Source organism: Modestobacter sp. URMC 112 (assembly GCF_053502575.1).
The window spans coordinates 4,776,419-4,790,107 of record NZ_CP199957.1 but is presented as its reverse complement, the minus strand read 5'-3'; the positions used below and the strand labels follow the sequence as shown (position 1 = coordinate 4,790,107).

Sequence of the window (13,689 nt, the reverse complement as noted above, 5' to 3'; positions counted from 1 at the left end):
CGCCCGGGCGGACCGGCGTCCGCCGCCACCTACCATCATCGGCGTGATCGACCTGCGACTCGTGCGCGAGCACCCCGACCTCGTCCGAGCCAGCCAGCGGGCCCGGGGTGCCGACGAGTCCCTGGTCGACGCGCTGCTGGCCGCCGACGCCGAGCGGCGCGCCGCGGTCAAGGCCGCCGACGACCTGCGCGCCGAGCAGAAGGCCGCCTCCCAGGCGGTGCGCGGCGCCTCGAAGGAGGAGCGTCCCGCCGTCCTGGAGCGGGCGAAGGCGCTGGCCGCCCAGGTCAAGGAGGCCGAGGAGGCCGAGCGGGCCGCGGACGCGGCGCTGCGGGCGGCGCACCTGCGCATCCCCAACGTCGTCCACCCCGAGGTCCCGCCCGGCGGCGAGGACGACGCGGTCACCCTCCGCACGGTCGGCGAGGTGCCGACCTACGACTTCGAGGTGCGCGACCACCTGCAGATCGGCGAGGCACTCGGCGCCATCGACATGGAGCGCGGCGCGAAAGTCTCCGGCGCCCGGTTCTACTTCCTCACCGGCCCCGGGGCGCTGCTGGAGTTCGCCCTCGCCCAGCTGGCCATCACCCGCGCGGTCGCCGCCGGCTTCACGCCCGTCATCGCCCCGGCGCTGGTCAAACCCGAGGCGATGGAGGGCACCGGCTTCCTCGGCGAGCACGACGAGGAGGTGTACCGGATCGAGCGCGACGACCTCTACCTCGTCGGGACCTCGGAGGTGGCGATCGCCGGGATGCACGGCAACGAGGTGCTCGACCTCTCGGCCGGGCCGCGTCGCTACGCCGGCTGGTCGTCCTGCTTCCGCCGCGAGGCCGGCTCCTACGGCAAGGACACCCGCGGCATCATCCGGGTGCACTGGTTCGACAAGGTCGAGATGTTCAGCTTCTGCGCGCCCGAGGAGGCCGCCGCCGAGCACCGCCGGCTGCTGCAGTGGGAGGAGGAGTTCCTCTCCGCCCTCGAGCTGCCCTACCGGGTGGTCGACATCGCCGCCGGGGACCTGGGCACCAGCGCCGCCCGCAAGTTCGACATCGAGGCGTGGTTCCCCAGCCAGGGCACCTACCGCGAGCTGACCAGCACCTCGGACTGCACCACCTTCCAGGCCCGGCGGCTGGCCATCCGCACCCGCGACGCCGACGGCAGGCCGCAGCCGGCCGCCACCCTCAACGGCACGCTCTGCGCGATCGCCCGGACCATCGCCTGCCTGCTCGAGGTGCACCAGCGCGCCGACGGCTCGGTGCACGTGCCTGCCGCGCTGCGGCCGTGGCTGGGCGGGCACGAGCTGCTCACCCCCGGCATGCCGCTGGCCGCGGTGGCGGCACCGGGGTTCTCCGGATGAGCACCCAGCTCCCCGCCCGGGCCGCCAACGCCCTCACCGCCCCGCACGTCGCGGCCGCGTCCGCCGAGGTCGTCGACCTCGGCGACCTGGCCACGGAGCTGGACGGCTGGCGCCCCCGGCTGGTGGCCACCGACCTGGACGGCACGCTGCTCAGCTCGGCCGGCGAGGTCAGCCCGCGCACCCGGGCGGCCCTGGCCGCCTGCTGGGAGGCCGGCATCCCGGTGGTCGGCGTCACCGGCCGCGGGCCGCGGCTGCTGGACAGCGTGCGGGCCGCGGTGGGCGGCCGCGGCGTCGCCGTCCTCGCCCAGGGCGGGTACGTCGTCAGATTCGGCGGTGAGGGCGGCCGCGACGAGGTGCTGCGCACCGTCGGCATGACCCGGGAGGACGCGACCGCGGTCATCGCCGAGATCGAGCAGGTCGCCGGGGAGCTGGTGGTGGCCGTCGAGGACGCCGCCGAGCAGGCCGAGGCGCTGCAGGACGGCGCGCTGGCCCCGCTGCGGGTGCAGCACGGCTTCGACTGGCCCTATCCCGAGCCCGCGCACCTGCTGCCCCGCCACCAGGTGCTGCCCGTCGGAGCGGTGCTCAAGGTCTTCCTGCGGTCCTCGGTGCTGGGCGAGGACGAGCTGCTGGCCCGCGCCCAGCAGGTGGTCGACCCGGCGGTGGCCGAGCTGACCCACGCCGGGCTCGGCTTCATCGAGGTGCTGCCGCCCGGCGTCACCAAGGCCACCGGGCTGGCGGTCGCGCTGGGCACGTACGGCCTGGACCTGGGCGACGTGCTGGTGTTCGGGGACATGCCCAACGACCTGCCGATGATCACCGCGGTGCGCGAGGCGGGTGGCCGGGCGGTCGCCGTGGCCAACGCGCACCCCGCGGTCCTCGCCGCGGCCGGCGGGCGCACCAGCGGGCACGACGCGGACGGCGTCGCCCGCTACCTCGAGGCCGTGCTGGCCGCGCCGGCCACCGGCCGGGAGGTGACCGGTGTCTGACTGGCGGCCGCGGCTCATCGCCAGCGACATGGACGGCACCCTGCTGCGCAGCGACGAGACGGTCAGCGCGCAGACCCGGGCGGAGCTGGACCGCTGGCGGGACGACGGCGTGCCGGTCGTGCTGGCCACCGGCCGGCCGCCGCGGTGGATGGTCGGCATCCGGGAGGTGCTGGGCTCCGGGACGGCGGTCTGCTGCAACGGGGCGGTGCTGCTGGACCTCGGCAGCCTCGAGGTGCTGGACGAGCTGCCGGTGACCCCCGACGTGCTGCAGGACGTCACCGCCGAGCTCCGGCGCCGGGAACCGGAGACGGGCTTCGCCGTCGAGTACGGCGACCAGTTCCGGCACGAGCCGGTCTACCACCCCCGCTGGGACCTGGCCGGTCCGGGCGTGGAGGTGGCGACGCTGGAGGACATGGTGGCGCGGCCGGTCGCCAAGCTGCTGGCCCGGCACGAGTCCATGCCGCGGGACGACTTCGTCGCGCTCGTCGAGGAGGTCGTGGCGGACCGGGCGACGGTCACCCACTCCTCGCACAACGCGCTGGCCGAGATCTCCGCCCGCGGGGTCACCAAGGCCACCGGGCTGGCCCGGGTCGCCGCGGACCTCGGCGTGGGTCCGGGCGACGTCGTCTACTTCGGGGACATGCCCAACGACGTGGCCGCCTTCGACTGGGTGCGGGAGGGCGGCGGCCGCGCGGTGACGAATCCGGCGATGCCGATGCCGTTGGCGCCCGTCCGGGCGCCGGCCGGGGTGGTCGCGAAGTGCTGTTCGGTGCTCACTGGGTCCTCCGTGTGGTGGCCGGCGTCACAGAAGCCGGGTGACACAGAGTGATCAGCAGGCGAGCGCGCCCACAACGTCCGGGCCCCGGGTTCACCCGACCGGGCGACGGGTGACCCGGGAGCGGGTCAGAGGTACTGGCCGCCGCCGGGACGGGGGTCCGGGCCGGCCTGGTGGCCGGCGGGCAGCGCCTTGCGGCGCATCTCCTCCAGCTGGGCGCGCGCGGCCATCTGCTGGGCGAACAGGGCCGTCTGGATGCCGTGGAACACGCCCTCCAGCCAGCCGACGAGCTGGGCCTGGGCGATGCGCAGCTCGGCGTCCGACGGCGTCTCGTCCTCGGCGAACGGGAGGGTGATCCGCTCCAGCTCCTCGCGCAGCTCCGGGGCCAGGCCCTGCTCCAGCTCCCGGATGGAGGAGGCGTGGATCTCCCGCAGCCGGTTCCGGCTGGCGTCGTCGAGCGGGGCGGCGCGGACCTCCTCCAGCAGCTGCTTGATCATCGTGCCGATCCGCATGACCTTGGCCGGCTGCTCGACGAGGTCACCGATGCCGGCGGGTCCGCCGTCCGCGCCGTCCCCGTCGGGGGGCATCTGCATCGAACCGACCGGCTGGCCGTCCGGGCCGACCACGAGGACCTGCTGCGGGCGCTGCCCGCCCGTACCTGGAGCCGTCATGCCCCCAGTCTGCCCTCCCCTGGCCGACCGGGCCGGGGGTGGGTCGGGCGCTGGACCCACGGGCGGCACAGGTCCGCTGACTAGGCTCGCGGGCATGGCAACGGGGGGCGGTCGGCTGGACGTCGCCCGCGTCCGCGGCCTGTTCCCCGGCCTGTCCGACGGGTTCGTGCACGCCGACGCGCCGGCCGGGTCGCTGGTGCCCGAGAGCGTCGTGCGGGCGGTCTCCCAGGCGATGCGGGTGCCGATCGCCAACCGCGGCGGGGTGTTCCCGGCGTCCGCCCGGGGCGAGCAGCTGGTCTCCGCGGCCCGCTCCGCGGTGGCCGACCTGGTCGGCGGCACGGCGGCGGGCGTGGTCCTCGGGGCCAACATGACCACCCTCACCTACGCCGTCGCCCGGGCGCTGGCCAAGCGCTGGCGGCCCGGCGACGAGGTGGTGGTGAGCCGGCTGGACCACGACGCGAACGTCCGGCCCTGGCTGCAGGTGGCGGAGCGGACCGGCGTCGGGGTCCGCTGGGCCGAGGTGGACATCGAGACCGGCGAGCTGCCGGTCTGGCAGTACGACGAGCTGCTCACCCCGCGCACCCGGCTGGTGGCGGTGACCGCCGCCAGCAACGCGATCGGCACCCGGCCCGACATCGCGGCCATCGCCGACCGGGCGCACCGGGTCGGCGCGCTGCTCTACGTCGACGCCGTGCACGCCGCACCGCACGGGCTGCTGGACGTGCGCGCGATGGGGGCGGACTTCCTCGCCGTCTCGGCCTACAAGTGGTGCGGTCCGCACGTCGGCGCGGTCGTCGCCGACCCGGGCCTGCTCGGCGAGTTCTGGCCGGACAAGCTGGTGCCCCAGCCGGACCGGGTGCCCGACCGGTACGAGACCGGGACGCCGCCGTTCGAGCTGTACGCCGGCCTGGCCGCCGCGGTCGACCACCTCGCCGACCTGTGCTCGGACGGCACCGGCACCCGCCGGCAGCGACTGGCCACCTCGATGGGCGCGGTGGAGCGCTACGAGGGCGAGCTGTTCGGCCGGCTGGACCGGGCCCTGCGGTCGATGCCGCACGTGCACGTGCTCGGGGCGCCGCTGCGGCCGACGCCGACGCTGTCGTTCACCGTCGAACGGCTGCGGCCGCGGCAGGTCGCCCGCGAGCTGGCCCGGCGCAACGTCTGCGCCTGGGACGGCGACTACTACGCCCGGGAGCTCTTCGACGCGATCGGGGTCAACGAGACGGGGGGAGCCGTGCGGCTCGGGCTGCTGCACTACAACACCGCCGGCGACGTCGAGCACCTGATCGAGAGCGTCGCCGCCCTGCGCTAGGCGTCCGGGAGCAGCAGCACCTTGCCGATGTGGTCGCTGGCCTCGATCAGGGCGTGCGCCTCGGCGGCCCGGGACATGGGCAGCCGCCGGTCCACGACCGGCCGGACGACGCCGCGCTCCACGTCCGGCCACACCTCCCGCCGCACCGCGGCCACGATCTCCGCCTTGCCGCCGGGGCCCTGGACCGGCCGGGAGCGCAGCGCCGTGGCCGCGACGCTGGCCCGCTTGCGCAGCAGCTTCCCCAGGTCCAGCTCGGCCTTCGTCCCGCCCTGCATGCCGATGACGACCAGCCGCCCGCCGGTGGCCAGCACGTCGACGTTCCGGGCCAGGTAGGCGGCGCCCATGATGTCCAGGACGACGTCGGCGCCGTGCCCGCCGGTCGCCGTCCGCACCGTCTCGACGAAGTCCTCGTCGTGGTAGTCGACGAGCACCTCGGCGCCCAGCTCCCGGCAGAAGGCGAGCTTCTCGGCGCTGCCGGCGGTGGTGGCGACCCGGGCGCCGGCCCGCACGGCGAGCTGCACCGCCATCGTGCCGATGCCGCTGGACCCCCCGTGCACCAGGAAGACCTCCCCGGCCCGCAGCCCGGCCAGCATGAACACGTTGGACCAGACGGTGCAGGTCACCTCCGGCAACGCGGCGGCGGTGGCCAGCTCCACCCCGGCCGGCCGGGGGAGCAGCTGGGCGGCCGGGACGGCGACCCGCTCGGCGTAGCCGCCGCCGGCCAGCAGCGCGCAGACCTCGTCGCCCACCGACCAGCCGGTCACCCCAGCGCCGACCTCGCTGATGATCCCGCTGCACTCCAGGCCGAGGACCTGGCTGGCACCCTGCGGCGGGGGGTAGTTGCCCTGCCGCTGGAGCAGGTCGGCGCGGTTGACCGCGGTCGCGACCACGTCGACCAGCACCTCGCCGGGCCCGCACACCGGGTCGGCCACCTCGCCCCATCCGAGCACCTCGGGACCGCCGGGTCCGCCGATCGTCACCGCACGCATGGCCCGACCCTAAGGCCCCTCCGCAGGGGCCCGCGCCGAGCTCGCGAGGCGTGGGGGGCAGAGGGGTCCTTCCTCGCCCCGGGCGTGCGCGGGTCCTTCCTCAGCCCAGCGCCCGGCCCATCTCGGTGCACAGTTCGGCCAGCGCCTGGGGCGCGGACCGGCACAGCCGCGGGAAGCTCAGGTAGCCGTGCGGCATGCCGACGTACTCGGTCAGCTGCACCGGCACGCCGGCCTCGCGCAGCACCTCGGCGTAGCGCCGCCCGTCGTCCCGGATCGGGTCGTGCTCGGCCACCTGGACCAGCGCCGGCGGGAGCCCGCGGTGGTCGGGGGCGTGCAGCGGGGAGGCGAGCGGCGCGGCGGGGTCCTGGCCACCCAGGTAGTGGTCGCGGAACGCCACCACGTCGGCCCGGCTCAGGATCGGTGCGTGCGCGTTCTCCTCGAGCGACGGGCTGCCCAGCGTGAGGTCCGTCGCCGGGTACACCAGGCCCTGGAAGCCGATGGCCGGCCCCGACCGGTCCCGGCTCATCAGGCTGACCACCGCGGCGAGGTTCCCGCCCGCGCTGTCGCCCATCACCGCCAGCCGCCCGGGGTCGGCGCCCAGGGCCGCCGCCCGGCCGGCGACGTCGACCAGCGCCGCGTAGCAGTCCTCGGCCGCGACCGGCCAGCGGTGGTCCGGTGCCAGCCGGTAGTCCACCGAGACGACGACGGCCGGCAGTGCCGCCGCGACGGAGCTGCACAGCCAGTCGCCGGACTCCAGCGAGCCGAGCGTCCAGCCCCCGCCGTGGAAGGCGACCACCAGCGGCAGGGGCCCCGGACCGGCCCCGTGCGGGCGGTACACCCGCACCGGGACCGGTCCGTCAGCGCCGGTCGCGGACTCGTCGGACAGCTCCACGCCCGGGGCGACCGGCCCGAACAGCAGGTCGGTGAGCGGGTTGTGCGGGATCCGCTGCTGCTGGACGCGCCGCAGCCGGGCGTCGTCCATCCGGGCGACCGAGAAGGCGCCCAGGGCGCGGCCGGCCAGCCGCACCCGCAGGTCCATCCGTGCCATCTGCACTCCCCATCGGTCCGGTGGTCCACGGCCCTCTCCAGGGCACCACCCCGAGCTCGCGAGGGGTGGGGAGGAGGGGTCCTTCCGCTAGACCCGGGCCTTGAGGTCCTTGCGGAGGATCTTGCCGGCCGCGGACTTCGGCACCGCCTCGATGAACTCCACCTGCCGGACCTTCTTGTGCGGGGCCACCTTCTCGGCGACGAAGGCCATCACGTCGTCCGCGCTGATCGACGAGCCGGGGGTGCGGACGACGAAGGCCTTGGGCAGCTCCTCGCCGTCGGCGTCCTGGACGCCGATCACCGCGGCGTCGGCGATCTCCGGGTGGCCGAGCAGCACGGCCTCGAGCTCGGCCGGGGCGACCTGGTAGCCCTTGTACTTGATCAGCTCCTTGACCCGGTCGACGACGGAGTAGCGGCCCGCCTCGTCGACGACCGCGACGTCGCCGGTGTGCAGCCAGCCCTCGGCGTCCAGCGTGGCCGCGGTCGCCTGCGGGTTGTTCAGGTACCCGGCCATCACCTGCGGCCCGCGGACCCACAGCTCACCCCGCTCGCCGGGGGCGGCGTCCTCGCCGGTGGCCGGGTCGATCAGCCGGCACTCGGTGTTGGGGATCGCGTAGCCCACCGTGCCCTTCGGGGTCGGGCCGGCACCCTCGGGCGCGTGCGCTGCCTCGGGGGTGGTGTGCGAGACGGGCGAGAGCTCGGTCATCCCGTAGCCCTGCGCGACGACCACGCCGTCCGGCGCGCCGCGGCGCAGCCGCTTCTCCACCGCCAGCGCGAGCGACTCGTCCAGCGGGGCGGCACCGGAGGTGATGGTGCGCAGCGAGGAGAGGTCGAACTGGTCGACCAGGGGGTGCTTGGCCAGCGCCACCAGGATCGGCGGGGCGACGTAGGCCCGCGTGACCCGCTGGTCCTGGATGGTCCGCAGGAACTGCTCGAGGTCGAAGCGCGGCAGCGTCACCACCGTGCACCCCCAGGCCAGGCCCTGGTTCATCAGCACGGTCAGCCCGTAGATGTGGAAGAACGGCAGGACGGCGATGACCCGCTCGTCGCCCTCCTGCAGGTCGAACAGCGGGCGGCACTGCGCGACGTTGGCCACCAGGTTGCGGTGGGTGAGCATGACGCCCTTGGGCAGCCCGGTGGTGCCGCTGGAGTAGGGCAGGGTGACCAGGTCGGTGGCCGGGTCGATGTCCACCTCGACCGACGGCGCGTCGCTGGTGAGCAGGTCGCGCAGCGACGCGTGCCCCTCGGCGCCGTCCAGGACGATCACCTCGTCGACCGGCTGCTGCGCGACCGCGGCCTGCGCCCGGTCCAGGAACAGCGAGATGGTGACCAGCACCTTGGCGCCGGAGTCCTCGAGCTGGAAGGCGATCTCGTCCGGCGTGTACAGCGAGTTGATCGGGCTGGTCACGCAGCCGGCCGCGGCGATGCCGTGGAAGACGACCGGGTACCAGATGGTGTTCGGGCAGAACACCGCCACGACGTCGCCCTTGCGCAGGCCGCGGGCGTGCAGCGCGGCGGCCACCCGCTCCACGTGGGAGGCCAGCTGGGCGAAGCTGATCGTCTCCCCGCTGAGGCCGTCCACGAGCGCCGGAGCGTCCCCGCGCCGCGCGGCGTCCGCCAGCACGTACTGCGGGACCGACAGCTCCGGGATCTCGACATCGGGAAAGCGACTGGGGTACGGCACGGGTGCTCCTCGACTCGGCGGGTGACCTCAGTCTCACATCCGCCGGGGGGCTCCGGCGCATCCGGGCCTACCCGTCGGTAGCGATCACCCGAGCGGGTGGTCAGCGTGGCCGGAGGACCGACTGGGTGCAGCGGAAGAGGGCCATCGTCGTACCGGCGTCCGCGTCGGTGACGACGGCGTCCCAGACCTGCGTCGTCCGCCCGGCGTGCACGTTGGTGGCCACCGCGGCGATCCGGCCCTCCCGGGTGGTCCGCAGGTGGTTGCACTTGAGCTCGATCGTGGTGAACCCGACGGCGCCCTCGGGGAGCAGCGCCCGGGTGGCCAGCCCGCAGCTGGTGTCGGCCAGCGCCACCACGGTGGCCGCGTGCAGGTAGCCGTTGGGGGCGAGCAGGTCCGGCCGGACGTCCAGGTGGGAGGTGAGCCGGCCCGCCTCGTGGGTGTCGACCACGATGCCCAGCAGCCCCGGGAGGGTGCCGGGCAGCAGCGCGTTGAGCTCGTCGGCGGTGTGGAACCCGGTGGCGGCCATGCCGGGCAAGGTAGTCAGCTGCTGGGGGCGGCGGTCTCCCAGAGGCCGATGACGTTGCCCTCGGGGTCGCGGACGTAGGCGGAGAAGCCCATGTCCCCGACCGGCTGCCGGGGGACCAGGGTGTCGCCGCCGAGGTCGCCGATCCGGGCCAGCGCGGCGTCGATGTCCTCGACGTCGATGACGACGATCGGGCCGGGTGACGGGCTGTCGTCGCGGGACAGCATGCCGCCGTTGATGAAGCCGGGCTCGGCCGGTCCGCGTTCACCGTTCGGGCCGGTGGAGACCAGGGCGTAGCTCATCTCCGGCATGGCCTGGACCTGCCAGCCGAAGGCGTCGCGGTAGAAGGCCGCGGCGCGGTCCTGGTCGTCGTAGGGGATCTCGAAGTGCACGACGCGTCCGCTCATGGCGCCACCTCCCGGGCTGCTCAGGACCTCGGCGCCGCCAGTCTGGACCGGTCGGGCGGTCGCGACCAGGGGTCCCGGAACGCGCTGGACCCGGCGGTGGGCTGGGGGCATCCTCCTCGGCCATGACCGACCTGAAGGACGACCTGCTCGCCTACCTGCACCAGGGTCGCGAGGTGCTGGTCTGGAAGCTGGAGGGGGCCGCGGAGTACGACGTCCGGCGTCCGCTGACGCCGACGGGCACCAACCTGCTGGGCCTCGTGAAGCACCTCACCGCGATCGAGGCGGGCTACCTGGGGGAGGTCTTCGGCCGGCCCTTCCCCGAGCCGATCCCGTGGAGCGACGTGGAGCCGAACTCGGACATGTGGGCCACCGCCGAGGAGTCGGTGGACGGGCTCGTCGCCCGCTACCGCCGGGTGTGGGCGCACGCCGACGGGACGGTCGCGGCGCTGGACCTGGACACCCGGGGTCTGGTGCCGTGGTGGCCGGCCGAGCGCCGGGAGCCGACGCTGCAGCGGGTGCTCGTGCACGTCGTCGCGGAGGTCCACCGGCACGCCGGCCACGCCGACGTCGTGCGCGAGCTGGCCGACGGTGCGGTCGGCCTGCGACCGGGGGTGTCTAACATGGGCTACGAGGACCCGGCCGACACGGCCGCCCACCACGCCCGCGTGCAGGCGGCGGCCGAGGCGGCCGTCGGCCGAACCTGATCAGGTCGATCCGACTAGGCCAGGCCGCGGGTGCTGTGCACCGGCGGCCGGTCGCCGCGGATCGACGCCACCATGTCCACCGTCTGCCGGGTGGCGGCGACGTCGTGCGCCCGGAACACCCGGGCTCCCAGCCAGGCGCTGACCGCAGTGGCCGCCAGGGTGCCGGTCAGGCGCCGGTCGAGCGGCACGTCGAGGGTCTCCCCGACGAAGTCCTTGTTCGACAGCGCCACCAGCACCGGCCAGCCGGTGGCGACGAGCTCGTCCAGCCGCCGGGTCACCTCCAGCGAGTGCCAGGTGTTCTTGCCGAAGTCGTGGCCGGGGTCGACCAGCACCCGCTCGCGGTCCACCCCGGCGGCGACGGCGGCCTCGGCCAGCGCCGTCGTCCGGGTGACGACGTCGGCCACGACGTCGGGGTAGCTGACCCGGTGCGGGCGGGTCCGCGGCGGCAGCCCACCGGCGTGGGTGCAGACGATCCCCGCACCGGCCTCCGCGGCCACCGCCGCCAACTCGGGGTCGACCCCGCCCCAGGCGTCGTTGACCACATCGGCCCCCGCGGCGAGGGCCTCCCGGGCCACCTCGGCCCGCCAGGTGTCGATGGAGATGGGCAGCGCGGGATGCGCGTCCCGGACCGCCGCCACCAGGTCGACGGTGCGCCGGATCTCCTCGGCGGGGGAGACGTACTCGCCGGGGGCGGCCTTCACCCCGCCGACGTCGACCATGTCGGCGCCCTCGGCGACCACCTGGCTCACCCGGTCGACCGCGGCGGCCAGCTGGTAGGTCGCCCCGCGGTCGTAGAACGAGTCCGGGGTGCGGTTGACGATGGCCATGACGACCGGCCGGCCGTCGGGCACGTCGAGGGCACCCAGTCGCAGCACGCGCCCAGCCAACCAGGTGGAGGACCCCCGCGCCCCGGCCCCCCTGCAGGGTCCCGCCGCGAGCGGGCGAGCGGTGGCGGGCAGGGGGGTCCTTCTCAGCGGACGGCGCCGTCCGGGAGGACGGCGTGCACGCCGACCACCTGGTTGACCACCTGGGTCACCCGCAGGTCCACCACCGCGCTGGCCAGCCCGAGCGCCGCGGAGCGGGTGATGCCGTGCAGGGCCGCCAGCACGTCGAGCATCGCGTCCAGCGCGACCGCCATCGCCTCGTGCAGGTCGTCGGCGACGCCCATGGTCACCCAGCCGGCGGGGGTGCGGGCCACCGGCGTCCGCAGCGGGGCGCCGAACAGGTCCGGCAGCACGTCCAGGGTCAGGTCGACCCGGTCCATCGGGCACTCGATCGCCGTCCCGGCCACCTCGCCGTCGCCCTGGGCGGCGTGCCCGTCGCCGACCGACAGCAGCCCGCCGGGCACGGTGACCGGGAGGTACAGCGTCGAGCCGGCGACCAGCTCCCGGCAGTCGAGGTTCCCCCCGTGCCAGTACGGCGGGATGGTGGAGTGCCGGCCGGGTTCGGCCGGCGGCACGCCGATCACGCCGAGGAAGGGCCGCAGCGCCACGCTGTGCCCGTCCTGGTCCCGGCCGATCCCGGCCACCGGGTCCAGCGTCCAGCGGCGGACCGTCGGTGCGTCCAGCACGCCGAGCCGCTCGTTGAGCGCGGTCCGCCGCAGGCCCACGTAGGTGGTCCCGAACGGGCCGGGGATGACGTCGTCCACCCGGACGGCGAGCACCTGCCCGGGCTGGGCGCCCCGGACGGCGACCGGCCCGGTCAGGGCGTGGCCGTGGGTGGGGTCGTGCGCCGGGTGGCGTGGCCGGGCGGCGAGCGCCTCGAGGGTGTCGGCGCCGGTGTACGGCCCGGTCGACCAGCCCGAGTCCAGGGTGCGCGTGCGCACCGTCGTCCCGGGGGCGACCGTCAGGACCGGAGCCAGCGACGGGTCGAACCAGCCGTGCAGCGTGCGCTCGTCCGCCTCCAGGAACTCCACGGTCCGGTCCTGCCCAGGCGGGCGTCGGTCCTCCGTCAGGTGAGTGCCTGGTTGACCAGCTGCCGCAGCAGGCCCCGGACCGGCAGGGTGCTGGAGGGCATCAGCTGCGTGTAGAAGGTGACCGTCAGGTCCTCCACCGGGTCGACGTAGAAGGTCGTCGACGCCGCGCCGCCCCAGCTGTAGTCACCCACGCTGCTGACCCCGCCGTAGCGCGCCGGGTCCAGCACCATCGAGAAGCCGAGCCCGAAACCGACGCCGCGCAGCGGCGTCTCGGCGAACAGCGGCCGGCCGTAGCTCTCCAGGTCCACGCCGCCGGGCAGGTGGTTGCGGACCATGTGGGCGACCGTCCGCGGTCCGAGGACCCATCCGGCGTCCGGGTCGTCGGCGACCGAGCCGCCGCGGCGGAGCATCTCCACGAAGCGCAGGTAGTCCCCGGCGGTGGAGACCAGGCCGCCGCCACCGCTCAGGAACGCCGGCCGGGACAGCGCCGCCTGCTCGAACGCCGGGGGCATCGGGCTGACCCCGGGGCCGTAGAGCCGCGCCAGGGAGTCCGGGTCGTCCCCGGGACGCAGGCCGAAGGAGGTGTCGGTCATCCCCAGCGGCCCGAACACCCGCTCCTCGAAGACCTCGTCGAGGGGCTTCCCGGCGATCACCTCGACCAGCCGGCCGAGCACGTCGGTGGACATCCCGTAGTTCCACTCGCTGCCCGGCTGGAACAGCAGCGGCATCGCGGCCAGCTGCCGGCTGACCTCGGCGGTGTCGGCGCCGGGCGGGGTGCTCCACTCGAAGCCCCGGGACCGGTAGAGGGTGTCGACCGGGTGCGCGTGGTGGAAGCCGTAGGTGATGCCGGCGGTGTGGGTCAGCAGGTGCCACACCCGGATCGGCTCGACCTGCGGGACGGTGACCGGCCGGAGGTCGGAGCCGGCGACGAACACCCGGGTGTCGGCCCATTCGGGCAGCCAGCGGCTGATCGGGTCGTTGAGTCCGAAGGCGCCCTCCTCGTACAGCGACATCGCCGCCACCGAGGTCACCGGCTTGGTCATCGAGTAGATGCGCCACCGGGTGTCGTCGGTGACCGGCCAGCCCGCCGCGACGTCGCGGTGCCCGTACCTCCCGACGTGCACGAGCCGCCCGTGGCGCGCCACCGTGACCAGGAACCCGGGCAGCTGGCCCTCGTCCACCCAGCGCGCCAGGCGCCGGTCCAGCCGCAGCAGCCGGGCCGCGTCGAACCCGACCTCGGTCGGGTCGGTGGTCACGGACAGGTCGGTCTGCACGGCCGTCATGGGCACCCCCGTGTCGTGGGTCCCGCTTCCCGGACGAGCGGCGCC

14 protein-coding genes are annotated in these 13,689 nt (G+C 75.1%); 5 read left to right on the top strand and 9 right to left on the bottom strand.

Translation table 11 applies throughout. From position 1 onward, the window contains the following. The first annotated feature begins 43 nt into the window (after nt 1–43). Genes serS through ACWIX6_RS22720 form a run of 3 tightly spaced genes read left to right on the top strand, consistent with a single transcriptional unit; the run spans nt 44 to nt 3,163 of the window. Nucleotides 44–1,348, top strand: coding sequence for a serine--tRNA ligase (serS, locus tag ACWIX6_RS22730; protein WP_448614712.1), 1,305 nt, complete (start codon nt 44–46; stop codon nt 1,346–1,348). After that, nucleotides 1,345–2,334 (top strand): HAD family hydrolase, encoded by a 990-nt coding sequence (locus ACWIX6_RS22725; RefSeq protein ID WP_448614711.1) that lies wholly within the window; start codon nt 1,345–1,347, stop codon nt 2,332–2,334. Before serS ends, ACWIX6_RS22725 begins: the two co-directional genes overlap by 4 nt. Then, complete coding sequence (locus tag ACWIX6_RS22720) at nt 2,327–3,163, top strand: HAD family hydrolase (RefSeq protein WP_448614710.1); 837 nt, start codon at nt 2,327–2,329, stop codon at nt 3,161–3,163. Before ACWIX6_RS22725 ends, ACWIX6_RS22720 begins: the two co-directional genes overlap by 8 nt. Nucleotides 3,164–3,237: 74 nt before the next feature. Here the strand turns inward: ACWIX6_RS22720 and ACWIX6_RS22715 are convergent, their stop codons facing one another. Then, on the bottom strand, nt 3,238–3,780 hold the full coding sequence (locus tag ACWIX6_RS22715; RefSeq protein ID WP_448614709.1) for a bacterial proteasome activator family protein: 543 nt from the start codon (nt 3,778–3,780) through the stop codon (nt 3,238–3,240). Between the two features lie 94 nt (nt 3,781–3,874). Between ACWIX6_RS22715 and ACWIX6_RS22710 the strand changes: the two genes are divergently transcribed. Beyond that, nucleotides 3,875–5,092 carry a cysteine desulfurase-like protein gene (locus ACWIX6_RS22710; protein WP_448614708.1) on the top strand — a complete coding sequence of 406 codons (1,218 nt, stop codon included), beginning with the start codon at nt 3,875–3,877 and terminating at the stop codon, nt 5,090–5,092. Here the strand turns inward: ACWIX6_RS22710 and ACWIX6_RS22705 are convergent. From ACWIX6_RS22705 to ACWIX6_RS22685, 5 genes are all read right to left on the bottom strand, one after another. Then, nucleotides 5,089–6,081, bottom strand: a complete 993-nt coding sequence (locus ACWIX6_RS22705) for an NAD(P)H-quinone oxidoreductase (protein WP_448614707.1) — start codon at nt 6,079–6,081, stop codon at nt 5,089–5,091. The two genes, ACWIX6_RS22710 and ACWIX6_RS22705, sit on opposite strands and share 4 nt — an antisense overlap. A gap of 100 nt (nt 6,082–6,181) precedes the next feature. Then, nucleotides 6,182–7,129 (bottom strand): alpha/beta hydrolase, encoded by a 948-nt coding sequence (locus ACWIX6_RS22700; protein ID WP_448614706.1) that lies wholly within the window; start codon nt 7,127–7,129, stop codon nt 6,182–6,184. 87 nt (nt 7,130–7,216) lie between these two features. After that, complete coding sequence (locus ACWIX6_RS22695) at nt 7,217–8,812, bottom strand: 4-coumarate--CoA ligase family protein (protein WP_448614705.1); 1,596 nt, start codon at nt 8,810–8,812, stop codon at nt 7,217–7,219. A gap of 100 nt (nt 8,813–8,912) precedes the next feature. After that, on the bottom strand, nt 8,913–9,338 hold the full coding sequence (locus ACWIX6_RS22690) for a PaaI family thioesterase (RefSeq protein ID WP_448614704.1): 426 nt from the start codon (nt 9,336–9,338) through the stop codon (nt 8,913–8,915). Between the two features lie 14 nt (nt 9,339–9,352). Beyond that, on the bottom strand, nt 9,353–9,742 hold the full coding sequence (locus ACWIX6_RS22685; protein ID WP_448614703.1) for a VOC family protein: 390 nt from the start codon (nt 9,740–9,742) through the stop codon (nt 9,353–9,355). 122 nt (nt 9,743–9,864) lie between these two features. On the opposite strand from ACWIX6_RS22685, the gene ACWIX6_RS22680 reads away from it, so the two are divergent. Further along, complete coding sequence (locus ACWIX6_RS22680; protein WP_448614702.1) at nt 9,865–10,446, top strand: DinB family protein; 582 nt, start codon at nt 9,865–9,867, stop codon at nt 10,444–10,446. 14 nt (nt 10,447–10,460) lie between these two features. Here the strand turns inward: ACWIX6_RS22680 and folP are convergent, their stop codons facing one another. From folP to ACWIX6_RS22665, 3 genes are all read right to left on the bottom strand, one after another. Then, a complete protein-coding gene (gene folP, locus ACWIX6_RS22675) occupies nt 10,461–11,321 on the bottom strand; it encodes a dihydropteroate synthase (RefSeq protein ID WP_448614701.1) in 861 nt (286 codons plus the stop codon). A gap of 95 nt (nt 11,322–11,416) precedes the next feature. After that, nucleotides 11,417–12,361 (bottom strand): acetamidase/formamidase family protein, encoded by a 945-nt coding sequence (locus ACWIX6_RS22670; RefSeq protein WP_448614700.1) that lies wholly within the window; start codon nt 12,359–12,361, stop codon nt 11,417–11,419. Between the two features lie 35 nt (nt 12,362–12,396). Next, on the bottom strand, nt 12,397–13,644 hold the full coding sequence (locus ACWIX6_RS22665; RefSeq protein ID WP_448614699.1) for a serine hydrolase domain-containing protein: 1,248 nt from the start codon (nt 13,642–13,644) through the stop codon (nt 12,397–12,399). Nucleotides 13,645–13,689: the final 45 nt, after the last annotated feature.